Source organism: Pseudomonas oryzihabitans, assembly GCF_024652905.1.
In the GTDB taxonomy this organism is placed as follows: domain Bacteria; phylum Pseudomonadota; class Gammaproteobacteria; order Pseudomonadales; family Pseudomonadaceae; genus Chryseomonas; species Chryseomonas benzopyrenica.
Window position 1 is genome coordinate 1,422,491 of record NZ_CP102428.1, and the last position, 23,451, is coordinate 1,445,941.

Annotated in this window: 23 protein-coding genes and 1 pseudogene; 9 read left to right on the forward strand and 15 right to left on the reverse strand. The window is 64.6% G+C overall.

Annotation, left to right across the window (positions count from 1 at the left end; genetic code table 11):
* Positions 1-324 precede the first annotated feature (324 nt).
* The 5 genes from NRG74_RS06585 to NRG74_RS06605 form a co-directional block, all read right to left on the reverse strand.
* Entirely contained in the window at positions 325-1,299 is a 975-nt protein-coding gene (locus tag NRG74_RS06585) for a biotin-dependent carboxyltransferase family protein (protein ID WP_257706070.1), read from the reverse strand.
* Positions 1,296-2,168: a 5-oxoprolinase subunit B family protein gene (locus NRG74_RS06590; RefSeq protein ID WP_257706071.1), complete on the reverse strand. Its 873-nt coding sequence runs from the start codon at positions 2,166-2,168 to the stop codon at positions 1,296-1,298. Before NRG74_RS06590 ends, NRG74_RS06585 begins: the two co-directional genes overlap by 4 nt.
* Positions 2,165-3,538: an acetyl-CoA carboxylase biotin carboxylase subunit gene (locus NRG74_RS06595; RefSeq protein ID WP_257706072.1), complete on the reverse strand. Its 1,374-nt coding sequence runs from the start codon at positions 3,536-3,538 to the stop codon at positions 2,165-2,167. The genes NRG74_RS06590 and NRG74_RS06595 overlap by 4 nt, the downstream gene beginning before the upstream one ends.
* A complete protein-coding gene (locus NRG74_RS06600; RefSeq protein WP_017640209.1) occupies positions 3,535-3,786 on the reverse strand; it encodes an acetyl-CoA carboxylase in 252 nt (83 codons plus the stop codon). Before NRG74_RS06600 ends, NRG74_RS06595 begins: the two co-directional genes overlap by 4 nt.
* A gap of 93 nt (positions 3,787-3,879) precedes the next feature.
* Positions 3,880-4,644: a 5-oxoprolinase subunit PxpA gene (locus NRG74_RS06605; protein ID WP_257706073.1), complete on the reverse strand. Its 765-nt coding sequence runs from the start codon at positions 4,642-4,644 to the stop codon at positions 3,880-3,882.
* A gap of 117 nt (positions 4,645-4,761) precedes the next feature.
* Here NRG74_RS06605 and NRG74_RS06610 point away from each other — a divergent pair, with 117 nt between their 5' ends.
* From NRG74_RS06610 to NRG74_RS06620, 3 genes are all read left to right on the forward strand, one after another.
* Positions 4,762-5,679, forward strand: coding sequence for a LysR family transcriptional regulator (locus tag NRG74_RS06610; RefSeq protein ID WP_257706074.1), 918 nt, complete (start codon positions 4,762-4,764; stop codon positions 5,677-5,679).
* A gap of 137 nt (positions 5,680-5,816) precedes the next feature.
* Positions 5,817-6,068, forward strand: a complete 252-nt coding sequence (locus NRG74_RS06615) for a helix-turn-helix domain-containing protein (protein WP_257706075.1) — start codon at positions 5,817-5,819, stop codon at positions 6,066-6,068.
* Positions 6,065-7,351, forward strand: a complete 1,287-nt coding sequence (locus NRG74_RS06620; protein ID WP_257706076.1) for a HipA domain-containing protein — start codon at positions 6,065-6,067, stop codon at positions 7,349-7,351. The genes NRG74_RS06615 and NRG74_RS06620 overlap by 4 nt, the downstream gene beginning before the upstream one ends.
* A gap of 9 nt (positions 7,352-7,360) precedes the next feature.
* On the opposite strand, the gene NRG74_RS06625 is transcribed toward NRG74_RS06620, so the two are convergent.
* Positions 7,361-7,759, reverse strand: coding sequence for a hypothetical protein (locus tag NRG74_RS06625; RefSeq protein ID WP_257706077.1), 399 nt, complete (start codon positions 7,757-7,759; stop codon positions 7,361-7,363).
* A gap of 34 nt (positions 7,760-7,793) precedes the next feature.
* Positions 7,794-8,807: a 1-aminocyclopropane-1-carboxylate deaminase gene (locus NRG74_RS06630; protein ID WP_257706078.1), complete on the reverse strand. Its 1,014-nt coding sequence runs from the start codon at positions 8,805-8,807 to the stop codon at positions 7,794-7,796.
* Positions 8,808-8,967: 160 nt separating this feature from the next.
* Between NRG74_RS06630 and NRG74_RS06635 the strand changes: the two genes are divergently transcribed.
* The 3 genes from NRG74_RS06635 to NRG74_RS06645 all read left to right on the forward strand — a co-directional run bounded on the left by NRG74_RS06635 (position 8,968) and on the right by NRG74_RS06645 (position 12,105).
* Positions 8,968-9,438, forward strand: coding sequence for an Lrp/AsnC family transcriptional regulator (locus NRG74_RS06635; RefSeq protein ID WP_257706079.1), 471 nt, complete (start codon positions 8,968-8,970; stop codon positions 9,436-9,438).
* Between the two features lie 446 nt (positions 9,439-9,884).
* Complete coding sequence (locus NRG74_RS06640; protein ID WP_257706080.1) at positions 9,885-10,796, forward strand: hypothetical protein; 912 nt, start codon at positions 9,885-9,887, stop codon at positions 10,794-10,796.
* Positions 10,789-12,105 (forward strand): hypothetical protein, encoded by a 1,317-nt coding sequence (locus tag NRG74_RS06645; protein ID WP_257706081.1) that lies wholly within the window; start codon positions 10,789-10,791, stop codon positions 12,103-12,105. Before NRG74_RS06640 ends, NRG74_RS06645 begins: the two co-directional genes overlap by 8 nt.
* 177 nt (positions 12,106-12,282) lie before the next feature.
* Here the strand turns inward: NRG74_RS06645 and NRG74_RS06650 are convergent.
* From NRG74_RS06650 to NRG74_RS06685, 8 genes and pseudogenes are all read right to left on the reverse strand, one after another.
* Positions 12,283-12,495, reverse strand: a pseudogene (locus NRG74_RS06650) (IS5/IS1182 family transposase); the annotation flags it as partial.
* A 235-nt stretch (positions 12,496-12,730) separates the two neighbouring features.
* Positions 12,731-13,885 (reverse strand): M20 family metallopeptidase, encoded by a 1,155-nt coding sequence (locus NRG74_RS06655; protein ID WP_257706082.1) that lies wholly within the window; start codon positions 13,883-13,885, stop codon positions 12,731-12,733.
* The gene (locus tag NRG74_RS06660; protein ID WP_257706083.1) at positions 13,885-15,279 is read right to left on the reverse strand and encodes a M20 family metallopeptidase; all 1,395 of its coding nucleotides are present in this window, start codon (positions 15,277-15,279) and stop codon (positions 13,885-13,887) included. The genes NRG74_RS06655 and NRG74_RS06660 overlap by 1 nt, the downstream gene beginning before the upstream one ends.
* Positions 15,280-15,293: 14 nt before the next feature.
* Positions 15,294-16,256 carry an ABC transporter ATP-binding protein gene (locus NRG74_RS06665; RefSeq protein ID WP_257706084.1) on the reverse strand — a complete coding sequence of 321 codons (963 nt, stop codon included), beginning with the start codon at positions 16,254-16,256 and terminating at the stop codon, positions 15,294-15,296.
* The gene (locus tag NRG74_RS06670; protein WP_257706085.1) at positions 16,253-17,248 is read right to left on the reverse strand and encodes an ABC transporter ATP-binding protein; all 996 of its coding nucleotides are present in this window, start codon (positions 17,246-17,248) and stop codon (positions 16,253-16,255) included. Before NRG74_RS06670 ends, NRG74_RS06665 begins: the two co-directional genes overlap by 4 nt.
* A gap of 14 nt (positions 17,249-17,262) precedes the next feature.
* Positions 17,263-18,165: an ABC transporter permease gene (locus NRG74_RS06675; protein WP_068384181.1), complete on the reverse strand. Its 903-nt coding sequence runs from the start codon at positions 18,163-18,165 to the stop codon at positions 17,263-17,265.
* 8 nt (positions 18,166-18,173) lie between these two features.
* Positions 18,174-19,091 (reverse strand): ABC transporter permease, encoded by a 918-nt coding sequence (locus tag NRG74_RS06680; RefSeq protein WP_257706086.1) that lies wholly within the window; start codon positions 19,089-19,091, stop codon positions 18,174-18,176.
* A 48-nt stretch (positions 19,092-19,139) separates the two neighbouring features.
* A complete protein-coding gene (locus NRG74_RS06685) occupies positions 19,140-20,660 on the reverse strand; it encodes an ABC transporter substrate-binding protein (RefSeq protein WP_257706087.1) in 1,521 nt (506 codons plus the stop codon).
* Positions 20,661-20,831: 171 nt separating this feature from the next.
* On the opposite strand from NRG74_RS06685, the gene NRG74_RS06690 reads away from it, so the two are divergent.
* The 3 genes from NRG74_RS06690 to NRG74_RS06700 all read left to right on the forward strand — a co-directional run bounded on the left by NRG74_RS06690 (position 20,832) and on the right by NRG74_RS06700 (position 23,403).
* The gene (locus tag NRG74_RS06690) at positions 20,832-21,737 is read left to right on the forward strand and encodes a LysR family transcriptional regulator (RefSeq protein ID WP_257706088.1); all 906 of its coding nucleotides are present in this window, start codon (positions 20,832-20,834) and stop codon (positions 21,735-21,737) included.
* A 44-nt stretch (positions 21,738-21,781) separates the two neighbouring features.
* A complete protein-coding gene (locus NRG74_RS06695; protein ID WP_307774001.1) occupies positions 21,782-21,916 on the forward strand; it encodes a hypothetical protein in 135 nt (44 codons plus the stop codon).
* 161 nt (positions 21,917-22,077) lie between these two features.
* Positions 22,078-23,403, forward strand: a complete 1,326-nt coding sequence (locus tag NRG74_RS06700) for a tetratricopeptide repeat protein (protein WP_257706089.1) — start codon at positions 22,078-22,080, stop codon at positions 23,401-23,403.
* Positions 23,404-23,451: the final 48 nt, after the last annotated feature.

The following is a 23,451-nucleotide window of genomic DNA, read 5'->3' on the forward strand; positions in this document are numbered from 1 at the left end:
GCCTTTCTCCCTTATTACTGCCAGACCAGGCTCGGCTTCGACTTCCCTACCCTGGCATCGTCGACCAGCTTATTTTTAACTGCAGCAATTGCTGCTTGTGACGAATCTTCGCTGTGCGAACAAAACCGTCTTTGGCTTGCACCGCTGGACCTGTACACGGCTGCAGAACAATTTCTCGCCGGCATCCAGTGTCACCCGCACGCATCGCTGCTCAGCGTTTCTGCTAAAGGTCGTTCAGCGACGATCCTGAAGACGCGCCTGTTACCGACCGCGCCTTCAGGATCTTTCAGCTCACCGTTGAACGTTCTGGCTGATTGTCGCCAGTCATCCAGCCAAGGCCTGCTGCAGGCGCTGCAAGCGTTCCTGGTAGATCCGGCGTGCCGCTAATGCATCTTCCAGCGTTACGGCGACGAACCGCGCCTTCTGGTTAGGCTGCAGTTGGCCGATCAGATCTAGGTCGCTGCTGATGACCGTGCCGATCATGGCGTAGCCACCGCCCGACACCGCGTCTCGGTGCAGGACGATGGGTTCGAGGCCCGCCGGTACCTGGATCGAGCCGATGGGATAACAGCTGTCGACAATATTGGATGGATCCGAGCCGGCACCAAAGGGTTGTTCGCGTGGCGTGAATGCCAGCGGTCGACCGCCCTTGAATCTATAGCCGATGCGATCGGCTTCGGAGCCCACCGTCCAGGTATCTGCGAAAAAGGCCTCGGCGGCTTCCGCGGTCAGGCGGTGATGATAAAGCCCGGGTACGACACGCAAGGTCACTTCGCCGCCGCAGGCCGGTACCAGATCGCTCGGTAATCGAGTTCCAGGCTTGGCAGCTGCCGCTGGCGTTCCGATCGGCAATTCGTCTCCCGCGGCAAGACGTCGACCCTGGAAGCCACCGAGGCCACCCAGCGTATAGGTCGAACGACTGCCCAGCACCTCGGGCACATCGAAGCCTCCGGCCACCGCCAGATAGCCGCGGGCACCGGCCTTGAGGTAATCGAACTTGAGCACCTGGCCGGCCCGCACCATGAAGGCCTCGTCCAGCGGCATTTCGGCGCCGTCCAGGCGTGGCGTCATACGCGCGCCGCTCAGGGCGACCAGGGCGTCTTCGGCGAACTGCAGCTCTGGCCCGAGCAAGGTGCATTCCAGCGCGGCGGCGCCGGGTGCATTGCCCACCAGCAGATTGGCCGCGCGCAAGGCATAGCTGTCCATGGCGCCGGACGGCGGAATGCCCAGGTGATAGTAGCCTTCGCGACCGAGGTCCTGGATCGCGGTAGCCAGGCCGGGGTTGAGTACCTTGATCATGCCGGCTCCTCCATCAGGGCGCGCGGATAGCCACGGGGATCGTCGAGAAAGGCGTCCAGGGAAAAGTCCACGGGGCGTATGTTCAGGGTGAAGCTACCCTCCTCTACCTCGGCCAGCATGCGGTCGTATTCGACCCGGTCGATGGCGCGGAAGCGGACGATGTCACCGGGCCGGAAGAACACCATGTGCTCCTGCAGATAGTCGAGGCGCTGCGCCGGATCGTAGATGGGCGCTGGCGTCACCCCGAACATCTGGTAGCCACCGGCGCCGCGGACCGAATAGATGCAGCCGAAGCAGCCGCCGTGACCCAGGGTCTGTTTGGGCGTGTCGGTGCGGGGCCGCAGGTACTTCGGCACCTGCAGCTGCCGCTCCGGCTCCACCATCTGGAACATGAACGGCAGTCCGGCCACGAAGCCCACCATGGAGACGAACCAGGGCGCGCCGCTGTGGGCCGCGATAAAGGCTTCGACATCGGCCAGGCCGTTGATGCGCGCGGCGTATTCCAGGTCAGTGGCGGTGGGATCCTGGTGGCGATCGCGAAAGCGCATCAGCGTCTCGTGGGTCCAGGGATCATTGTAGAGCACCGGGATTTCGATCAGCCGCGTGGCCAGTTGCCGCTCGGCCACTGCCTGGTCTTCCACGCCCTGGACGGCTGCCAGGAGCCGGTCGGGCAGCAGCACGTCGGGATCGAAGCGGATCTGGAAGGAGGCATTGGCCAGGCAGATGTCGTGGATGCCGGGCAATTGCAGCGCCTGCACCGCGCGGGTCATGGCCAGGCCGCGGAAAAAGGCCTCCAGGGACATGCTCTCGGACAGTTCGACGAACAGGTGCTCGTCGCCGCCGAAGCTATAGCGGATCGTGGTCGTCATGCGGAAATCTCCTCGGCCAGCCAGTGTTCCAGGGTACCGGTGTCGAAGCGGGCTTCGATCACCCAGGGTTCGTCCAGCAGCCGTCGATGCAGGGATGCGGTGGTGGCCATGCCGGTAACGCGCAACTCGTCTAGCGCCTGACGCGCACGGGCCAGCGCCTCGGTGCGGTCGGCGCCATGGGCGATGAGCTTGGCCAGCAGCGAGTCGTAGTAAGGCGGCACCCGATAGCCGGCATAGAGATGGCTGTCGACGCGGATGCCCGCGCCACGCGGCCAGGCGAGCTGCTCGACCGTTCCGGGACTGGGGAAGAAATTGCGCGCCGGGTCCTCGGCGTTGAGCCTCAGCTCGATGGCCGCGCCCAGCAGATGGATGTCTTCCTGGCGCAGCCGCAGGGGTTCGCCACCGGCGATGCACAGCATGGCCTGGACCAGGTCGATGCCGGTGACCATCTCGCTGACCGGATGCTCGACCTGAATGCGGGTATTCATCTCGATGAAGAAGAACTCGCCCCGGGCTTCGTCGAACAGGTATTCCAGGGTGCCCGCGCCGCGATAGCCGAGACTTTCGGCCAGCCGGACCGCGCTGGCGCAGAGGGTCTCGCGCTGGGCAGCGCTCAGCACCGGTGATGGTGCTTCTTCCAGAAGTTTCTGACGGCGACGCTGTAACGAGCATTCGCGTTCGAACAGATGCACCGCGCGCTGACCATCGCCCAGGATCTGTACCTCTATATGGCGAGCGTGCTCGATGAAGCGCTCCAGATAGAGGGCACCGTTACCAAAGGCGGCCTGGGCTTCACGTTGAGCGAGGGGAAATTCCCGCGCCAGTTCGGCGGCATCGCGGGCCAGGCGGATGCCCCGGCCTCCTCCTCCCGCCGACGCCTTGATCAGCAGCGGATAGCCCACCGTCTCGGCTGCCGCTATGGCCGCTTCTATATCGGCCGGTTCGCCGGCGGAGCCAAGCACCACCGGCACGCCAGCCGCCAGGGCGGTACGCCGCGCCTCGGCCTTGTCGCCCATGCGGCGAATGATGTCACCCGAGGGGCCAACAAAGATGGCACCGGCCTCCTTCACCGCATCGGCAAAGGCCGCGCTCTCGGCCAGGAAGCCATAGCCGGGATGGACCGCATCGGCGCCGCTGTCGTGCAGCGCCTTGAGCAGCGCGTCGATGTTGAGGTAGCTGCGATCCGCCCGCGCCGGGCCGATCACCACCACGGCATCGGCCTGCCGCGCCGCCAGGGAATCCTGGTCCGCCTCGCTGCAGGCCAGCACCGTCTCGATGTTCAAGGCCTTGGCGGCGCGCAGAATACGGACAGCGATCTCGCCACGATTGGCGACCAGCAGACGGCGGATGCCGCCCCCTGTCGTGCTCACGAGTCGGCTCCGCTCAGGGTGGCCAACAACTGACCCGGCTCGACTGGATCGCCGTCTTCGACCACGAAGGCCGTCAGGGTCCCGGCGACCTCGGCGTGGACCTCCGAGAATTGCTTCATCACCTCGACCAGGCCGATCACGGTACCGGCGGTGACGGTTTCCCCGACATCCACATAGGGCGCAGCATCAGGCGTGGGTTTGCGATAGAACGTCCCGGGCAGGGGCGAGAGCACCGAATGTTCGGCCATGACGATTCCTCTTCTAGGCGATGTTGTCGGAAAGGCAGGCGTAGCTAATAGATGAAGGATCCGGCGTCTCGGGCGCCAGTATCGAACGCGGAACTAGTCGGCGCGGGGTGCGCGCACGGCGATACCGGCGGCGTCCAGGCGCTGGCGAATGGCCTGCGCCAGGCCCAGCGCACCGGGGGTATCGCTGTGCAGGCAGATGGATTCGAAGGTCACCTCGACCTCGCCCCCCTCCACCGTGGCGACCCGCCCCTGTTGGCAGGCTCTCAGCACTCGCTCGGCCACCGCCTGGGGATCCAGGGCGCCCACGCGCCGGACCAGTACGATGGAGCCGCTGGCGTCGTAGTCCCGGTCGGCATAGAACTCGCGTACCAGGGGCTGTCCCAGCTCGCGACCGATACGCCAGGTGGCGGAGTTGGGCAGGCAATAGAGCAGCAGCTCGGGTTCGAGCCGCTGCAGGGTCTCCACCAGCAGGCGGGCCGCCGCCTCGTCCCGTGACAGGTGCATGAACAGCGCGCCATGGGGCTTGAGGTGTTGCAGGCACAAGCCATGCAAGCGGGCGAATTCACGCAAGGCACCGAGCTGGTAGACGATATCGGCCACCAGTTCTTCGGCGGTCATCTGCAGCGGGCGGCGACCGAAGCCCACCAGATCGCGATAGCCCGGATGGGCGCCGATGGCCACGTTGCGCGCCTTGGCCTGCAGCACGGTGCGCTGCATGAGGCTGGGATCGCCGGCATGGAAGCCAGTGGCGATATTGGCCGAGCTGACCAGGTCGAGCAGCTGGTCATCCACGCCGTCGCCCAGGGTCCAGGCGCCCAGGCCCTCGCCCATGTCGGAATTGAAGTCCACCTTGATCATTGCGGTATTCCCTGGCAGCGGTGCGTTGTCCTCGACCTTAGGACTGCCCTGCCCCCTTGGGAAGATTTATTATCAAAGGTTCAGCGTTCGGAAAAATCGATACCTCAGGACGATCCTATGGCCCTAACCCTGCGTCAACTGCGCTACTTTGCCGCGACCGCCGAACTGGGTCAGATCTCCCAGGCCGCCATCCACCTGAACATCTCCCAGTCGGCGGTGACCAGCGCCATCCAGGAGCTGGAGGGCCTGCTGGGTGCCAGCCTGTTCGTCCGTTCGGCCCAGGGGATGGCCTTGACCGACGCCGGTCGGCATTTCCTCAACCATGCCTACGGCATCCTGCGCGGGGTCGACGACGCCCTGAGCAGCGCCCTGCCCGACCACCGCGCCAGCGGCGAGCTGCGCATTGCCGCCAGCTACACGGTGATCGGCTACTTCCTCCCCCACCACCTGCAACGCCTGGCACAGCTCTATCCCGAGGTGACGGTGGCGGTGCACGAGCAGGAACGCCAGGCCATCGAGGAAGCGCTGCTGGACAAGCGTATCGACATGGCGGTGGTGCTGACCGCCAACCTGACCCACGAGGACATCGTCTCCGAGACGCTCTTCAATTCCGAACGCCGACTCTGGCTGCCCAGTGGCCATCCCCTGCGTGATAGGCCCAACGTCAGCCTGGCCGACGTCGCCCGCGAGCCCTATGTACTGCTCACCGTCGACGAAGCCGAACAGAGCGCCATGCGCTATTGGCGCCAGTCAGGCCTTGAACCCCAGGTGCGCTTGCGCACCAGCTCGGTGGAGGCCGTACGCAGCATGATGGCCAACGGCAGCGGCGTGGCCATCCTCTCCGACCTGGTCTATCGCCCCTGGTCCTTGGAGGGCAAGCGCCTGGAAACGCGCACCCTGGTGGAGCCCATCACCCCCATGAGCGTGGGGCTGGCCTGGCACAGGGAGCATCCACTGACGCCGGCCATGCAGGCCTTTCGCAGCTACTTCCACAGCGCCTTTCTGGCGCCCCAGCAGCTGGGCGCACGACGGTGACTGTAGATATAAATCCTCACGATCGAAAGGATTCGATCTGAATAATAGCTTGGATAGCTAAAATCCTCACGACCTTGAGGATTGCACGGGCCATCCCTTTAGCGTTAGCCTGATCCTCACGCTCGTGAGGATAAATCATGCAGGTGCTACTCAAGAATGCCGCCGACCTTGGCGCCCTCGTCCGCCAGGCCCGCAAGGCCCAGGCCTTGCGCCAGGACGATGCCGCCGGCAGTCTCGGCGTCAGTGAAAACTTTCTCGGCAAGGTCGAGCGCGGTGGCGAAACCGTCCAATGGGGCAAGCTGTTCCAGGTGTTGGAAGGCCTGGGCGTGCGCATGATCGTGGATCTGCCCCCCGAGGTGGAAGCCCAGCCGGATACCCGGACACCATGAGGCGTGAACTCCTGGCCTGGATCGACGACCAGCTGGTGGGTCGGCTGGCTGACGAGAACGGTATCTGGTCGTTCCAGTACGAGCCGGGTTGGCAGGCCTTCGGGCTCTGTCCGCAATTGCCCTTGCAGCGAGCGCCGCTGATCGATGGCAGTTCGCAGCGACCGGTGCAGTGGTACTTCGACAACCTGCTGCCCGAGGAAGGCCAGCGGCAACTGCTCGCCCAGGATGCGCGCCTGGATGCCGCCGATGCCTTCGCCCTGCTGAGCTGGTACGGCGCCGAATCCGCCGGCTCCCTTACCCTGCTCGCCGAAGGTCAGCGCCTGCCGCCGGGAGATCGCCGCCCCCTGAGCGATGCCGATCTCTCCCGGCGGATCCAGGCCATGCCGCAGCTGCCGCTGACCCACGAGGCGCACAAGCGCATGTCGCTGGCCGGCGCCCAGCACAAGCTGGCGGTGATCCTCGATGACCAGGGGCTGCAGGAACCCGTGGGCGCCCTGCCCTCTACCCATATCCTCAAGCCGGACCATCCCCACGAGGCCTTCGCCCATTCGGTGATCAACGAGTGGTTCACCATGCGCCTGGCGGGTCTGGCCGGGCTGATGGTTCCCGCCGTCGAGCGCCGCTACGTGCCCGAGCCGGTCTATCTGATCGAGCGCTTCGACCGCGTCCGTACCCCGGGCGGCTGGCAACGGCGCCACGGCATCGACGCCTGCCAGGTGCTGGGTCTGGATCGTCATTTCAAGTACCAGGCGGGTAGCGTGGAGCGCCTGGCCGAGCTGGCCCGGCTGTGCGAGGCGCCCGCCGTGACCCGGACGCGGCTGTTCACCTGGCTAGCCTTCAACGTGCTGGTGGGCAACACCGATGCTCATCTGAAGAATCTGGGCTTTCTGGTCTCACCGCGGGGGCTGGCCCTGGCGCCCTGCTATGACCTGCTCTGCACGGCGGTATACGAGAGCCGCGCCTTCGACCAGCAGCGCTGGCCGGACGTAACCACCCTCGCCTGGCCGATCCTCGGTGAAAACCGGCTGGCGGCCATCGACCGCGAGCGGCTGCTGGATGCAGCCGAAGCGCTGGGTATCAAGCGCTCGCCGGCTGCTGCCCAGTTGCAACGCCTACGGCAACGCCTGCCCTCCCAGGCTCAGCAGCTGCTGGAACAGACCGAGCGGGAGAATAAGATTCTGGCCGGCGCGCGGCCGGAGTTGCGGGCGGTCTTCGCCGGCGAGTTGCGCTGCCTGCGGGCGATCAGGGCGCTGATCGCCGAACAGGTCGAGCGGCTGGCCTGACGGCTACGCTCAAAGTGGCAACACCGCCAGCAGCCGCTCGCGTCTGAGCTGTTGCAGGCGAGCGATCAGCTCGCCCGTGGCCGTGCCGCTGGTGAACTGCTGCAGGCGCTGACCGGCGACCGATCCCAGCCATTCCAACTGATTAGAGCCCTCCGGCTCGACCGCCAGCAGCAGGCAGTCACCGCCCAGCCGGGACAACAACCCCACGATCCGGCTGTGTGGACCCTGCGCCAGCCACTCCTCGTGCAACCCGCCGGCGTCCTCCAGTTGCAGCACCGGCAGGTCGCTGCAACCGGGCAAGCCGCTGCGCAATTCAGCCGTCACCACGGGGTCGAGACCGCCATGCAGGATGACCAGCGCCACGGCCGGTCGGAGGTCGTCTACCGCTGTCCAGGGTTGGATCGTCATGCTGGACCTCCTCGTGACCGGTCGTGGCCTGGGCTCAGGCGAAGGCGTTGTGGTAGGCGTTGAGCGCCGGTGCGCCCCCGAGGTGAACATAGAGCACCCGGCTGCCCTTGGCGATCTCGCCACTGCGCGCCATGGCGATCAGCCCGGCCATGGACTTGCCCTCGTAGACCGGGTCGGTGAGCATCCCCTCCATCTGCGCGGTATAGCGGATGGCCTCGACGGTGGGGCCATCCGGCAAGCCGTAGTCGGGGCCGCAGAATCGCGGCTCGATGATGACGTCCTCGTCGCGGATCTCCTTGTCCAGGCCAATCATCTCGGCGGTGTTGCGCGCGATCTTGGTCACCGCGGCACGGGTCATCGCGGCGTCCGCCGCCGTGTCGATACCGATCAGGCGACGCTCGCGCTCCTGGGCGCGAAAGCCCACCACCATGCCGCCCTGGGTCGAACCGGTACAGGTGGCCGTGACCACGGTATCGAAGAAGAGGCCCTGGTCGCGCTCCTGGGCGGCCAATTCATCGGCGAAATGGGCATAGCCGAGGCCACCCAGGGGATGGTCCGAGGCGCCGGCGGGAATGGCGTAGGGCTTGCCGCCCTCACGACGTACTTCGTCCAGGGCGCGCTCCCAGGTGGCTTTCACCGCGGTGGAGTAGCCCTCGCCTTCCAGCAGCGTCTGGGCGCCCATCAGGCGCGACAGCAGGATGTTGCCGACCTTGTCGTAGACCGGGTCTTCCCACTTGGTCCATTCCTCCTGGACCAGTCGGCACTTCATGCCCAGCACCGCGGCGACGGCCGCGACCTGGCGCGTGTGGTTGGACTGGATGTTGCCGATGGACACCAGGGTATCGCAGCCCTGGGCCAGGGCATCGGCCGCCAGCCATTCCAGCTTGCGCACCTTATTGCCGCCGTAGGCGAGACCGGACGAGACGTCGTCACGCTTGGCCCAGAGTTCGATACCGAGGTCCTTCGACAGGCGCTCCAGCTTGTGCAGCGGGGACGGGAAATAACCGAGCTTGACGCGGGGAAAGCGCTTTTCGAGATCCAGGGACATGGTGGCGACTCCAGAGGTTGAAAGGACGCCATCCATGCTAGGCAAAGCCCTGGAGAAGGTGCTTTCTAATATGCGGTACGAAAACTGCCTTCCTTTCCGTAATGCTGGACGTAACACCCGGACATTCGGGAAATACCCGCTGCTGAAGGAGAATCTTTCGATGAGCGATACTGCGGAACTCACCCCCGTCGAACGCAAGATCCTGAGGGCGCTGCAACAGGACGGGCGCCTGCGCAATGCCGAGTTGGCGCGCCAGGTGTCCCTCAGTCCGAGTGCCTGCTGGAACCACACCCGCAAGCTGTTCGACAGCGGCGTCATCACCGGCGTCAGGGCCCAGGTCGACCCCAAAGCCGTGCAGCGGGAGACGGCGGTGCTGGTGGGCGTGGTGCTGGACAGGTCGACGCCGGAATCCTTCCAGGCCTTCGAAGCGGCCGCACGCGCCCTGCCACCAGTGATCGAGTGCTACCTTGTGGCCGGGGACGTGGACTACTTCATCAAGCTCAGGGTCAAGGACATCGCCGCCTTCAACCGCCTGCACAGCGAGCGGCTGATCGCCCTGCCCGGGGTACGCCAGGTGCGCACCTTTTTCGTGCTGAACGAGATCAAGACCGATGGGTTGTTACCCATTTGATTTGGCGGGAGGCGACCGTTCAGGAGAGGTGTCGGTTTCCGAAATGGTTGGGAAATTTTGGGAATACCTACGCCGGAATCAGCCGATGACAGCAATCGACCCACTGCGGCCGATTTTAGAGCCTGGCGGGCAAGTAAACGTTATCCACGCCACACAGCCTCCTAGGAAAATCCTACATGAAGGCTTGCCCTCACCAGGTGAGCGCTAGACCCTACGCGAGAATAGTCCCAGCATATGGGGTATGGGGCTTATATGCTACATTCCAGCCTTCACGCCTTGGAGGGCAGCTCTGAATGCCATCAGGAAAAAGCATCTCGTTCCGGTCTCATCTGGTTACTAACACGATGGACCTCATTCGAGAAATAGAGTTGGATTGCGCACGTACATCAAGGTTGATTGCTGGAATCGTCTCCCGGCTAGCCGCCTACACAGAAGAAGGGGTCCCCATGACCCCCACTGTGTTCATTTGCAATTCGATTTCCGAACTCCTTCAGCGAGCAGGTGTGGGTGAATATGTGCCGTTATCTGGCGATGAGCCTCTTGACTCAGCAGGACCCAAGCTCCTGAAGGCTGCCGCTCCACTCTGCCGGGACAACTGGCGGATTTACGTTGAGAGATCGCCAAATGGGGAAAAATGTCGCTATGGCGTTTTCTGCGGGAGTAGCGATCCATCTTCCTTGACTGTAGACGAGGTGGTCTTAGACGGCTTCTCCGCTGGATTCCCCATCGTCAGAATTGCCCAGAGCGCCACTAATAAAGTTGAGGTGAGGACAAATTCTGGGCATGGCATTGAATTTCGCTTCAACGATGATATTGATGTCGCCGAATTAGACAGCCAAGCGCAGGTAATGAGGCTTGCCGAGACCATATCCGAAAATGTCGGATCTCAGGCGCCTATGTTCGCAGGCTTTTTAGAGCGACTGCTCCTGTCGGCTATAAAGCATAGTCACGGCACGTTAATCGCCGTTGTTTCTTCGGATATGGATAAGCTACCAATCACGCTGCAAGATGCTGTACAGATTGGGCCACCAGTCGATCTTTACGAGCGATTCAAACTTCACTTAGATGAGGGCAGAACTGCAGTTTCAGTGAGCCGCCTGCAAGCCGCCGCAGAGCTGGTTTCAGGGTTCATCTGCAGCGATGGAATTACTGTTTTCAATAGCATGGGACGCGTCTTAGGATATCGCGCTTTCATACGCAGTGATATAGATGCTCCTCCGTCGTCAGGCGGAGCGCGGAGTCGAGCCTTCACTGCAATGTGTCAGTTAGTAGGCGGCGACTTAAAAGCCGCTTTTTTCAGATCTCAGGATGGTCGGACAGACTTCCGCCAAAAAGCCGAGGATGCCCCGAATGAATAACTCCGTTGTAGCTTGGAAAGAGCCCACAGGGGCAGTAGTCCCAAAGACTGCAGACAATGCGCCTGCTATAGCGAGCGTTGCTAAAACACTTAGTACTCGCGATCAAAAGCAAATAATTACAGCATTTCAGTCAGAAGCATACGAAATGATGGCGGGCTTTGTACTCAACAAAGCCCTATCTCAACTGAAACGCGCACTTGCATCGCTAGGCATGGCCTTTGTCGGTGAGATGCTAGGGCGAGCAGACCTAGATGAAGACTCAGTACCTACGGTCAGTATCTCAAACTACGAAGCCATTACGCTTGCCAAGGAGCTTGGCCTCATCAACTCAACTGACGCGACCCGACTGACTCAACATCTAGAGCTATTGGCACACTTCGACAGCCTTAATATGGACGACGCTGAGATCGAGGAGATGACGCGAGAAGAAGCATTGTCCTTCCTCCGGACTTGCGTCAATGCGGTGCTTGGCCGAGAGGGGAACATTGCCCCAGCAGAATTTGTTGCGTTCCGATCCGAACTCGAAGGCCGAACATTCAAGAGTACAGACCCAGAGATAACAACACTTCAGGTTGCACCTTATTTTTTCAAAAAGACCACTCTCAGCATTCTACTTTCCGGAATAAAAACCAAATCCGGCGCCCAATTTGAACACACCCTCGGAAACATAGTTGTACTCGTCCCCTCTCTTTGGGCAACATTGAGGGACGCTGAAAAATGGGCAATCGGCCAGTCTTATGCAGAAGCTGTTAACGCAGCACTGTCTCCAGCCGTACTCGCACTAAAGAAAGCTCTAACTTCCGTTCAAGGCTTTGACTTTGTCCCTGAGTCATTGCGCTCCCAGACATTTGCCGCAGCAGCTTCCAATGTGATTGCAGTTCATACAGAAATGAATAATTTCTATAACGAACCCGCAGCCATAGCAGCACTTGCAAAACTGGGAACAACTATACCCTGGCCAGCATTCCCCATTAGCATGTCTGCAATGCTAGCTGTGCGGTTAGGAAATAGCTATGGCGTTTCAAATGCAGCCCAAGCAGAGGCAAACGCTCTACTGGAACGACTTACAAGCAACCAGTGGGAGTACTACCTAAACGAGTGCCTACCTGGAGACGAACTCATCCTTCAGAAATTAGCATGGTATGACAAACCCCAGGTTCGTTGGGTTACCTTGGTTGAAAAATTCCAACTAGCCACGAAATCGATTAAATCCAAGCAGGTAGCCAAACTACTGAAAGCAAGCGAAAAATCAGATAAAGTAGCACTCTCGACCTCAGCCAGAACCTTGCTTAATGAAATGAATAAGTAAAACATTAGAAACCCGCCAATCAGAAAGCCCCGCGCTACTGGGGTGGGCTAGCTGGAGTCTTAGGAAGGGTCCAAACAAGCCAGCGCCAATTAGGCTATGCTGGTTTCTTGCACGTTAAAGTCGACCGTTGCCGGCTAATTCATTCAGAAATCCGGGTTTCTCCCGGATTTTTGCGCTTTATAGGCGTAATTCTCCTTTACCAGCCAGCAAATATCGGCGAGACATCCACAGATTCAATCGGGAAAACAGCATGACCAACTGTGTGGCGTTCTTGGCTAGGCCACGGAAGCGTACTTTGGGGTCGCCAAACTGACGCTTGATGACCTGAAACGGATTCTCGGCTTTGGCGTGCACCTGCGCCTTCACCTTCTCTATCTTGCGCTTGGCTTTGCACATGCTAGCTATCTGGCAGTGTACGGAGCATGTGATGGCTGCCATCCTGGGCGGCTATCACCTCCACATTTTTCACGGAAAATTCTGCAGCCAGTCGCAGCTATTACAACCAGACCCTAGGGCCGTCGCCTGAATCGCCACCAACAGGCGCAGCCATTTCGAAAAGCTAAAGCCACCAACTGAGGCGCTCCCCGACTAGGAGTCGCCCTTGTTTCGGAAAACGCCAAGAGGATCAGGCGCTAGCGGCCAGGGCCAGGATGGTGGCGACCAGCGCCTGGGTCCGCGGGACCAGGCTATCGAGCACAAGGAACTCGGCGTCGGTATGCACCTTGCCACCGACCGGGCCCAGGCCACAGAGGGTGGGCACACCCAGGCTGGCGGTAAAGCCGGAGTCGGCGCAACCGCCGGTGAACTCCCCCTCCACGCTGAAGCCGAGTGCCTGCGCCTCGCGCTGGTAGAGCGCCAGCAGGTCACGGCTCAGGTGCTCTTCCATGGGCAGGAACAGGCCGGTGGTGATGACGCTGGCCCGGGTTCCCGGCAGCTCTCCCTCGGCGACGATGGCCTCTATGCGCTTCTGCAGCTCGGGCCAGTCGGCCAGGGCGACGAAGCGCACGTCCAGGCGCGCGGTGGCGCTGGGCGCCACGGTATTGCTCGAGGTACCGCCCTCGATGAGACCGACATTGGTGGTGATGCCACGCTCGTAGTCGGTCAGGGCGTGCAGCTTGACCACCTTGAGCGCCAGGGCCTGGATGGCGCTGGCGCCCTCGGCGTGGCTGACGCCGGCATGGGCGGCACGACCGCTCACGCTGATGGCCAGGGTGGCGCCGCCCTTGCGCGCCTTGACCACGTTGCCACTGACCCGCCCGGGCTCGCAGTTGAGCACGGCCCGGGCGCCGCGGGCCGCCGCTTCCAGGTATGGGCGAGCCGTGCCGGAGCCGATCTCTTCATCGCCGGTGTAGAGCACCCGCACCGGAAACGGCAACTCGCCGGCGCGCTTCAGCGCGCGCAAGGCGAAGCAGCTCGCCACCAGGCCACCCTTCATGTCCGCGACACCGGGACCATAGGCCTGGCGGGCATCCTGGGTGAAGCCGCGGCTGGCCACGGTACCCGGCGGAAAGACGGTGTCGCGATGGCCCAGCAGCAGCACCGCGGCGCCCGTGGCGGGCCCCACCTGGGCGGCAAGGACGTCACCGAAATCGTCCACCGGCGTCCGGGTGACCTCAATGCCGTCTTCGTCCAGGGCGGCGGTGAGCACGGCGCCGACGGCATCCACGCCGGCCTTGTCGTAGCTGTTGGAATCGGTATCGACCAGGCGTTGCAGGAGACGGGTCATCGGCTCGCGCTGGGTGGCGAGCCACTCCAGGGCAGTAGTCTTGGCAAGGGACATCAGCTGCGGCTCCAGCGATCGCCCAGGTCCCAGAACAGCCCGGCCATGAGTTGCAGCCCCTGCCGCACGACCGGGGCCAGGAGATGCTCATTGGGCGCGTGCTGGGAGCAGGCGGGATAGGAATGAGGTACCCAGAGGGTGGGCAGTTCGAGAATGTCGGCAAAGATGTCATTGGGCAAGCCGCCGCCGAAATTGGGCAGCAAGGCGGGCTTTGCGCCCAGGGTGTGGGTCAGGGACGTCAGGGCCCAGTCCACCCAGGGATTCTCCGGGTCCAGGCGCGAGGCGTGGAGGATCTCGTCTTTGGCACGGGTGACCCGCACCGCGGCGAAACCCTGCTCGGCCAGGTGCGCCTCGATCAGCGGGATGAAGGTCGTGCAGTCGCAGCCGGCGACGAAGCGGATTTGGCAGTGGGCACGGGCACTACCAGGAATGGCATTGACCGGTGCCTCGGGATTGCCGGTGGTGAACGCCAGCAGTTCGAAGGTGTTCCAGCCATAGACGCGTTCGGCCGGGGTCAACCCAGGCTCGCCCCAGAGGGGATCGATGGCCGGATCACCCGGCGCGCCGCCCACCTCGATGTCGGCCAGCGCCCTGCGCACCGGTGCGGGCAGCTCGGTGGGCTTGAGCCCCGCGACCTGGATCTGGCCCCGGGCATCCACCAGGCTGGCCAGGGCGTGGGCGAGAATGATGCCGGGATTGGCCAGCAGTCCGCCCCAGTTGCCGGAGTGATGGCCGCCATCGCGCAGCTCCAGGTGCAGGTCGAAATTGAAGGTGCCCCGGGCACCCAGGAACAGCGTTGGCCGGGATGCCGAAACCCGCGGACCGTCGGACGCGATGAACAGATCGGCGGCCAGCGCCTGGCGCTGCTCCTGGCAAAAGGCGCGCAGCCCGACCGAGCCGATCTCCTCGCCCATCTCCAGCAGCAGCTTGACGTTGTAGCCCAGGCGTCCGCCGCGGGCGGCGATCACCTGTTCCAGCGCCGCCAGGTTGAGCAGGTGCTGGCCCTTGTTGTCGGCGGTGCCGCGGCCGTACCAGCGCTCGCCCTGCTCCACCAGGGTCCAGGGCGCGAGGCCTTCGCGCCAGCGGCTGGCATCACCGCGCACCACGTCACCGTGGCCATAGCTGAGCAGGGTCGGCAACGCCGGATCCTCGATCCGCTCGGCGATCAGCAAGGGCCCCTTGCCGGCGACCGGATTGTCCAGCTGCCGGCTGATGAAGCCAAGACTGGCCACATAGGGGGCGATGAACTCATCCAGGTAGCGCTGCAGCTCCGCCTGGCGCTCGGGCTCCTGGCTTTCGGTGGGATGGGCCACGGCGGTGGCGAGCCGGGCACGGAAGGCGCCGCTGTCGAAGTGCCCGGCGGCAAGCTCTAGGGCATGGGTACGGCTGGTCATGGCGGACTCCGGGGTCAGGCGGGTTCGGGCAGGTGGCAGCGCTTGCTGCCGCCGAGGATGGTTTCGCGTTCCGGATAGCGCTCGGCGCAGGGGCCGAAGCAGCGCGGGCAGCGGGGATGGAAGGCGCAGCCACTGGGCGGCGAGATGGGATTGGGAAAGCTGCCACCCAGGCCCAGCGCCGGGAGCCCCAGCGCCGGATCCGGGGTGAGCACCGCATCCAGCAGTGCCCGGGTATAGGGATGCGCCGGCTGGGCGAACAGCGCCGCCCGCTCGCGCTCCTCGACGATCTTGCCGAGGTACATCACCGCCACCCGGTCGGCCAGGTGCTCCACCACCGCCAGGTTGTGGCTGATGAGCAGATAGGTCAGGCCGAATTCACGCTTGAGTTCCAGCAGCAGGTTGAGGATCTGCGCCTGCACCGAAACGTCCAGCGCCGAGGTGGGTTCGTCGCAGATCAGCACGTCCGGGCGCATCACCAGGGCGCGGGCGATGGCCACCCGCTGGCGCTGGCCGCCACTGAGCTGGCCGGGATGGCTGTCGGCGGCGCGCCGTGGCAAGCCCACCACATCGAGCATCTCTGCGACCCGCCGTTGCTGTTCAGCAGCCGAGCCCAGGCCATGCACCTTGAGCGGCAGCGCCACGATCTCGCGCACCGTCTTGCGCGGATTGAGCGACGAGTAAGGGTCCTGGAAGATCGGCTGGATGTGCCGGGCCATGCGCTTGCGATCCACTCCACGCAGGTGCTCGCCGCCTACCAGGATGTCGCCGCTGGTGGGCGCCAGCAGCCCCAGCAGCAGCTTGGCCAGGGTGCTCTTGCCGCACCCCGATTCCCCCACCAGCCCCAGGGTCTCGCCGCGATAGAGCCGCAACGAAATGCCATCCACCGCCTTGAGGGTGGCCGGCGGGCGGAACAGGCCGCGACCCAGGGTGAATTCGCGGCGGATGTCGCACAGCTCCAGGGCGATCTCGCGGCTCATCGCACACCTCCGACCCGGCGCAGGGGCTCGCTGGGCAGGGCGAAATGACAACGCGCCAGGTGCGCGCCCTCTTCCAGCAAGGGCACGCTGTCGGCGCAGGCCGCCACCGCCTGCGGGCATCTATTGCGAAAGGCACAGCCGTGCTGCTCGCCGACCAGGCTGGGGACCAGGCCGGGAATGGCGCCCAGCGGCTGCCCGGGACGGGTCCGGCCCGGTACCGGGATGCTCGCCAGCAGCCCACGGGTATAGGGGTGCCGCGGCGCGGCGAACAGCTCGGCGGCCGGTGCCTGCTCGACGATCTGGCCGGCATACATCACTGCTACCCGATCGGCGATGCGCGCCACCAGCCCCAGGTCGTGGGTGATGAAGACGATGGCCGTGCCGAATTCCCGCTGCAGGTCGCGCAGCAGGTGCAGGATCTGCGCCTGGATGGTGACGTCCAGCGCCGTGGTGGGCTCGTCGGCGATGATGAGGTCCGGTTCGCACAGCAGCGCCATGGCGATGATCACCCGCTGCCGCAACCCGCCGCTGAGCTGGTGCGGATACTGGCGCAGGCGCTCCCCGGCGTTGCTGATGCCGACCTTTTCCAGCATGGCCTCCGCGCCTGCCAAGGCGGCCTTGCGATCCAGCCTGCGGTGGCGCCGCAACACCTCGGCGAGCTGGTCGCCGATGCTGTAGGCCGGATTGAGGGCAGTCATGGGCTCCTGGAAAATCATCGCAAGGCGATTGCCACGCAGGTCGCGCATGCCCCTTTCACCCAGGGTTAGCAGGTCGTGTTCGCCCAGACTCAGCCGCGCCGCCTGGCGCCGGGCCTGGCGCGGCAGCAGATCCATCAGCGCCAGGGAGGTGAGCGACTTGCCGCAGCCGGATTCACCCACCAGGCAGAGCATCTCGCCCTGCTCCACCTGCAGATCCAGGCCGCGCACGGCGTGCAGGGTGTCGTCCCCCAGGGGGATGTCGATGCGCAGGTCTCTTACGTCGAGCAGCGCCATGGTCAGTCCTCCGCTTAGTTGCGCCCGCTGGGCGCGGCCAGATCCCGGATGCCGTCGCCGACCAGGTTGATGGCCAGCACCAGCAGCATGAGGGCGATGCCGGGAATGGCGATCACCCAGGGCGAAAAGAACATGTAGGGCTTGCCTTCGGCGATCATCAGGCCCCAGGACGGCAACGGTGGCTGCACGCCAACGCCGAGAAAGGACAGGGTCGCCTCCAGCAGGATGGCGTGGGCCATCTCCAGGGTGATCACCACGATCAGCGCCCCCAGCACGTTGGGCAGGATCTCGCCGACGATGACCCGCCAGGGTGAACAGCCCAGCGCCTGGGCGGCGGCCACGTATTCGGCGTCACGGATCTGCTGCACGGCGGCACGCACCACCACGGCGAAGCGATCCCATAGCAGGCAGCCGAGCAGGATCACCACCACCTGCAGCGAGCCACCTACCAGGGAGGCGGCGGCCAGGGCCACCATCACCACCGGCAGGGCCAAGCGGGTGGTCACCAGGTAGCTCACCAGGGCGTCGATCTTGCCGCCGTAGTAGCCAGCCAACACCCCGAGCAAGGTGCCGATGGCGCCGGAGATGAGCGCCGCGGCAAGGCCGATGAATAGCGAGATGCGCGCGCCATAGAGCAGCCGGGAGAGATAGTCGCGACCGAGCTTGTCGGTGCCCAGCGGATGGGCCCAGGTGCCCTTGGCCATCCATACCGGTGGTTTCATCCGCTGCATCACGTCCTGGGCATAGGGATCGTGGGGCGCCAGCCAGGGCGCGGCCAGGGCGGCGAAGACGATGACGACGAGCAGCACGGCGCCGAGGGCGAAGCCGCGGTGGCCGAACCAGCGGCGCAGCTGGCGGCCCAGGGTCGGCCGCGGGGGCAGATAGTCGTCGAGCACGAAGGGATTGGCGACGGTCATGGGGCCTCCTAGCGCACGCGAATGCGCGGGTCGAGCAAGGCGTTGAGCAGATCGGCCACCAGTGTCAGCACGATGTAGATCAACGCGATCAAGAGGACGATGGCCTGCACCACCGGGAAGTCGTTGCGGGCGATGGCGTCCCAGGCCAGCTGGCCGATGCCCTGCAGGGAGAACACCGCCTCGATCACAACCGAGCCGCCCAGCATGAAGCCGAACTCCACGGCGGCCAGGGCCACCACCGGGATCAGCGCATTGCGCAGGGCGTGCTTGAACAGCACCCGCGCCGGACTCAGGCCCTTGGCCCGGGCGGTGCGGATGTAGTCGGCGCCCAGCACATCGAGCATCCCGGCACGGGTCAGGCGCATCAGCGAGGGGGTGGCGTAGTAGCCCAGGGCGACCGCCGGCAGGATGAAGTGCTGCCAGGTGGTGTTGCCAGATACCGGTAGCCACTTCAGGGTCACCGAAAAGATGACGATCAGCACCAGGGCGAACCAGAAGCTGGGCATGGCCTGGCCGAAGATCGCCAGGGTCAGCGCCAGGCGGTCGATCCAGGTGTCGCGCTTGACCGCGGCCAGCACCCCGAGCGGGATGGCGATGAGCAGCGCCACCAGCAGCGCGATGGCGCCCAGGGTCAGGGTGATGGGCAGGCGGCTGGCGATCAGATCCCGCACCGACTCCTGGAAGAAGAACGACTGCCCCAGGTCCAGCCGCAGCAACTGCCCGACCCACTCGACGTACTGGGTCGCCAGGGGTTTATCGAGGCCGTGCTGATGACGCACCACCTCGATCTGTTCGGCGGTGGCCTCGGGGCCGGCGATGGCGGTGGCCAGGTCGCCGGACAGGTGCAGCAGGAAGAAACTGATGAGGGAAACGGTAAAGGCCACGGCCAGGGCGATACCCAGGCGGCGCAGGAGGTATGCGGACATGCTCAGCTCCTCGGCTAGGGGCGCCCCCGTGGGGGGCGCCGGGACGGATCAGTTCCAGTGGGCCAGGGCGAAGCGCGGCAACTCGTCCGGATAGGGCTGGAAGGCCAGGTCCGAGGTGAAGGCGTAGTTGATGGAATAATTGAACACCGGTGCCCAGTAGGCCTGCTCGGCGATCCGCTGCAGCGCCTTGCGGTAGTTCTCCTTGCGCACGGCCGGGTCCATGGCGGTGTCGGCCACCTTGAGCCAGTCGATCACCTGGGGATCCTTAGCCACGTCGTCGGCATTGCCCTTGAAGTAGACGCCGGTGGCCGCCGAAGCATCGGCGATGGAGAAGGAACCCCAGGCCAGAAAGGCCATGGGCACCTTGCCGGCGCGCTGCTGGTCACGCAGGGCGGCGTATTTCAGATAGCGCAGCTTGGCGTCGATGCCCACCGCACGCAGGTCCCCGATCAGCGCCTCGACCACGTCGCGGTCGCGGTAGGCGAAGATCTCGGTGCTGAAGCCATTGGGATAGCCGGCGGCCTTGAGCAGGGCCTTGGCCTTCGCCGGGTCGTAGGGGTAGCCCGGTACCGCCTTGGCGTCGCAACCGAATTGCTCCGGATAGCACGCCACCTGCAGCGGCTGGCTGCCGCCCCCCATGAGCTGACTGGCGATGGCTTTACGGTTGATCGCGTAATTGATCGCCTGGCGCACCTCTGCCTTGGCAAAGGGTGAATCCGGGCTGGAGGCGCCCTGGGCATCCATGCTGAGGAAGCCGATCCTCATGCTGGCGCCGCTCTCCACGGTGAGATTGGGCGCGGCCTTGAGTTGCTCGGCCTGGTCCGGCGCCACGCGCCAGGCCCAGTCGATGCCGCCGGTCATGAGTTCGGCGAGTCGGGTCTCGGCGTCGGGAATCACCCGGAACTGGATATGGCCGATGCGTGGCTGCCCCTGGGGGCTGTCCTTGAAATAGTCGGGATTGCGCTCCAGCGTGACCCCCTGGCCGCTGGTGACCGCGACGATGCGATAGGGCCCGGTACCCACCGGCTTCTGCGCGAAGCCCGCCAAGCCCACCTTCTGGAAATACTTGCCGGGATAGATGGGCAAGGGATTGGCCAGGTATTCCAGCGCGGCTGGAAATGGCTGCTTGAGGTGCAGGCGGACCTTGTACTCGCCCAGCTTCTCGGCGCTCTTGATCCAGTTGACGTTCTGCTGGGTGACCACCTTGCCCTCGGGCGAGGCTACGTAATTGAAGGTGAAGACCACGTCATCGGCGGTGAAGGGATCGCCGTTGTGGAAGGTCACGCCCTGGCGCAGATCGAAGTTGAGGGTCAGCGGATCAACCTGCTGCCAATGGGTGGCCAGCATCGGCTTGTATTCGCCGGTCTGGGGGTCGCGGTAGATCAGGGTATCCCAGGCCAGGTGGGCGAGGATGACGCCTTCACGGGCATCGTTGTGATAGGGGCTGACGTTTTCGGGTTCGGTGTCGGAGGCGTAGACCAGGGTGTCGTTGGCCTTGCCGGCGAAGGCCTGGCCCTGGGCCAGGAAGAGGGAAAACGCGATGCCACAAGCGAAACCTTTGAGTCCCATGCCGTCTGTCTCCGGGGCGGTGGTTGGTCAAAGGCAGGTCCGCGAAACGCGGGAAAGGAGTTCTTGCTGAAGCCTGTTATTGGTCTATTGACCCGACTCTAGGTCTTGCCATCCCATGCCACAAGCAGAATATTTAGATGCGAGCCATGCCTTTTCGGCAAAGGAGGCCCTATGCAGCCCTACGGCATTCAGTCCACCGCCCTGCGCTATTTCCTCGAGGTGGTGCGGTGCGGCTCCATCAGCGAAGCTTCCCAGCGGCTCAATGTCGCGGCCAGTGCGGTGAGTCGCCAGATCGCCAAACTGGAGCGCGAACTGGAGACGCCGCTGCTCGAACGCCGCGCCCGTGGCGTCGTGCCCAGCGCCGCCGGCGAGCGTCTGGCCGTGCATGCGCGCAAGGCGCAGCTGGCCAGCGAGCAGGTCGCGGCCGAGTTGCGGGGCCTCGCCGACCTGCGCCGCGGCCAGGTACGCCTGGCCACCACCGAAGGCTTTTCGCTGGACTTCCTGCCCGAGGTCATCGTGGCCTTTCGCCAGGACTATGCCGGCATCCACTTTTCCCTGGAGGTCTGCGCGCCGGCGGCGGTCACGCGCCGGGTCCAGGAAGGTGACGCCGACCTGGGCCTCACCTTCAGCCTCAGGCCAGAGCCGGACATCAGCGTCGACGCCACCTTGAGTGGCGCCATCGAGGCGGTGGTGGCGCCCGAGCATCCCCTCGCCGGCCGTACCGGGCTGACCCTGGCCGACCTACAGCCCTTTCCGCTGGCGCTGCCGATGCCCGATACCACGGTGCGCCAGCTGTTCGACATCTGCTGTGGCGTCCAGGGACTCTCCTTCGAGCCCGTGCTGGTGAGCAACAACATGCAGGCGCTCTATCGTTTCGCCGCCTTGGGCGGTGGCGTGGCGCTCTCAAGCGAACTGAGCCTGCGTAGTCGACTGCGCGAAGGCCAACTGGTGGCCCTGCCCCTGCTGGACGAAGGCCTGGCCGCGCGGCGGATCGAATTGCAGAGCATGGCGGGCCGCGAATTGCCGCCGGCGGTGAATGTCTTTCGCCAGGCGCTGATCGCGGCGCTGGGGCGCTGAGTCAGCGCGGTGCACCATGACGCTGGGCGACCGCGTGGAAGGTGATGGAGCGTTGGCAAGGTGTCTACGGCGCCCGTGGACCCGGGCCCTACAGCATCCTGGAGGCAGATCCGCGGATCACCGCCATGTTGATCCATAGCGATCTCGGCATGAGCATCGGCCAGGCGCTGGGGGAGTGAACGATCGCCGCATTGTTCTGAGGAGCCTGGGGATATGAGGATCTTTCACGCCTTGCAGGAATGAGCTGCAGTACCCTTCGGGCGCCGGGCCTGCTATCTAGGCAGCATGAACCGTCTCGGCATGCTGCCGAAGACCCCCGCTCCTCTAGTCCAAGTTGAAAATGCCTTCCTTTCACACCGACCGCTACGACCTCCCCCTCTCTACCTCTTCCGCCCACGCCGCCGAGCGCTACCAGGCCGGTGTCGATCTGCTGCTATCGCTCTGGCCGGGGGCGGCCGAGGCGCTGGATGAGGCCATCGCCGCCGATCCTGATTTCGCCCTGGCGCTTGCAGCGCGGGCGCGGCTGCAGCTGATCGACAACCAGGCCGGCGCCGCCCGGAAGGCCATCGCGCAGGCGCAGCGGCTGGTCGAGCGGCGCGGCACGGAGCGCGAGCGCAGCCATGTGCAGGTCCTGCAGCGGCTGATCGCCGGTGAATCCGCCCAGGCGCTGCAAGATGCGCTGGCGCATGCCGACCGCTGGCCGCGGGACATCCTGATCCTGGGCTTGCCCCTGGGTGCTTTCGGCCTGCTGGCATTTTCCGGGCGGGCCGATCACGATCAGGCACGGGTCGATCTCTGCGAGCGCCATGCCCGCCATTTCGCTGCGGATGACTGGTGGTTCCTGACCTACCGCGGCTGGTCCCTGGGCGAGAACGGCGAGGTGGTGCGGGGCCGTACGCTCACCGAGCGGGCGCTGGAGCTACGCCGCCACAACGTCAATGCAGCCCATGCCCTGACCCATGTCCTGCACGAATCCGGCGACAGCCCGGCCGCGCAGGCCCTGATCGCAGGCTGGCTGCCCGAGTACCCCCATCACGGTATCCTGCATGGCCATATCGCCTGGCACGGCGCCCTGGTGGCCCTCGAACAGGGCGACAGCCAGGGCGCGCTGGACCTCTATCAGCGCTTCGTAGCGCCAGCCGCGTCCACAGCCGGTCCGCTCAACCGGGTCAGCGACAACGCCTCCTTTCTCTGGCGCCTGGGGCTTTATGGCCACGAGGTGCCAGCCGACCTCTGGCAGGCTACTGCGGCCAGTGCGTCCGGGCTGTTCCAGCAACCGGGGCTGGCTTTCGCCGACGTCCATATGGCCCTGATCGCGGCGGCGACCGGGGATCGGCAGGCGCTGGAAGAACGCGTGGCCGGACTCGAAGCCCGCCTGTGCGACGGCACTCTTTCCGCCGGACCGGTCGTCCCCCTGCTCTGCCGCGCCTTGCTGGCCTTCGCCGACGAGGACTATGACGGCTGCGCACGGCTGCTGGAGCCGCTGCGCACGGATGTCGCCCGCATCGGTGGCAGTGGCGCCCAGCGCGAGGTCATCGAAGACACCCTGCTGGTCGCCCTGCTGCGCGGGGGCGACCACACCAAGGCAGGCGTACTGCTGGACGAGCGCCTGCACCGGCGGCCTTCGACCCGCGACCGGCACTGGCGGGCCAGCCTTGCATCCTGATCCGGGATGTTCACGGACTACCCGGTGATCAGTTTTACCTTATCTCTT

Excerpts from the sequence above, each read along its gene's own strand:
- NRG74_RS06585 (WP_257706070.1), bottom strand. The coding sequence starts at position 1,299 with ATGATCAAGGTACTCAACCCCGGCCTGGCTACCGCGATCCAGGACCTC.
- NRG74_RS06590 (WP_257706071.1), bottom strand. The coding sequence starts at position 2,168 with ATGACGACCACGATCCGCTATAGCTTCGGCGGCGACGAGCACCTGTTC.
- NRG74_RS06600 (WP_017640209.1), bottom strand. The coding sequence starts at position 3,786 with ATGGCCGAACATTCGGTGCTCTCGCCCCTGCCCGGGACGTTCTATCGC.
- NRG74_RS06605 (WP_257706073.1), bottom strand. The coding sequence starts at position 4,644 with ATGATCAAGGTGGACTTCAATTCCGACATGGGCGAGGGCCTGGGCGCC.
- NRG74_RS06610 (WP_257706074.1), top strand. The coding sequence starts at position 4,762 with ATGGCCCTAACCCTGCGTCAACTGCGCTACTTTGCCGCGACCGCCGAA.
- NRG74_RS06615 (WP_257706075.1), top strand. The coding sequence starts at position 5,817 with ATGCAGGTGCTACTCAAGAATGCCGCCGACCTTGGCGCCCTCGTCCGC.
- NRG74_RS06620 (WP_257706076.1), top strand. The coding sequence starts at position 6,065 with ATGAGGCGTGAACTCCTGGCCTGGATCGACGACCAGCTGGTGGGTCGG.
- NRG74_RS06625 (WP_257706077.1), bottom strand. The coding sequence starts at position 7,759 with ATGACGATCCAACCCTGGACAGCGGTAGACGACCTCCGACCGGCCGTG.
- NRG74_RS06630 (WP_257706078.1), bottom strand. The coding sequence starts at position 8,807 with ATGTCCCTGGATCTCGAAAAGCGCTTTCCCCGCGTCAAGCTCGGTTAT.
- NRG74_RS06635 (WP_257706079.1), top strand. The coding sequence starts at position 8,968 with ATGAGCGATACTGCGGAACTCACCCCCGTCGAACGCAAGATCCTGAGG.
- NRG74_RS06640 (WP_257706080.1), top strand. The coding sequence starts at position 9,885 with ATGACCCCCACTGTGTTCATTTGCAATTCGATTTCCGAACTCCTTCAG.
- NRG74_RS06645 (WP_257706081.1), top strand. The coding sequence starts at position 10,789 with ATGAATAACTCCGTTGTAGCTTGGAAAGAGCCCACAGGGGCAGTAGTC.
- NRG74_RS06655 (WP_257706082.1), bottom strand. The coding sequence starts at position 13,885 with ATGTCCCTTGCCAAGACTACTGCCCTGGAGTGGCTCGCCACCCAGCGC.
- NRG74_RS06660 (WP_257706083.1), bottom strand. The coding sequence starts at position 15,279 with ATGACCAGCCGTACCCATGCCCTAGAGCTTGCCGCCGGGCACTTCGAC.
- NRG74_RS06665 (WP_257706084.1), bottom strand. The coding sequence starts at position 16,256 with ATGAGCCGCGAGATCGCCCTGGAGCTGTGCGACATCCGCCGCGAATTC.
- NRG74_RS06670 (WP_257706085.1), bottom strand. The coding sequence starts at position 17,248 with ATGGCGCTGCTCGACGTAAGAGACCTGCGCATCGACATCCCCCTGGGG.
- NRG74_RS06675 (WP_068384181.1), bottom strand. The coding sequence starts at position 18,165 with ATGACCGTCGCCAATCCCTTCGTGCTCGACGACTATCTGCCCCCGCGG.
- NRG74_RS06680 (WP_257706086.1), bottom strand. The coding sequence starts at position 19,091 with ATGTCCGCATACCTCCTGCGCCGCCTGGGTATCGCCCTGGCCGTGGCC.
- NRG74_RS06685 (WP_257706087.1), bottom strand. The coding sequence starts at position 20,660 with ATGGGACTCAAAGGTTTCGCTTGTGGCATCGCGTTTTCCCTCTTCCTG.
- NRG74_RS06690 (WP_257706088.1), top strand. The coding sequence starts at position 20,832 with ATGCAGCCCTACGGCATTCAGTCCACCGCCCTGCGCTATTTCCTCGAG.
- NRG74_RS06695 (WP_307774001.1), top strand. The coding sequence starts at position 21,782 with ATGGAGCGTTGGCAAGGTGTCTACGGCGCCCGTGGACCCGGGCCCTAC.
- NRG74_RS06700 (WP_257706089.1), top strand. The coding sequence starts at position 22,078 with ATGCCTTCCTTTCACACCGACCGCTACGACCTCCCCCTCTCTACCTCT.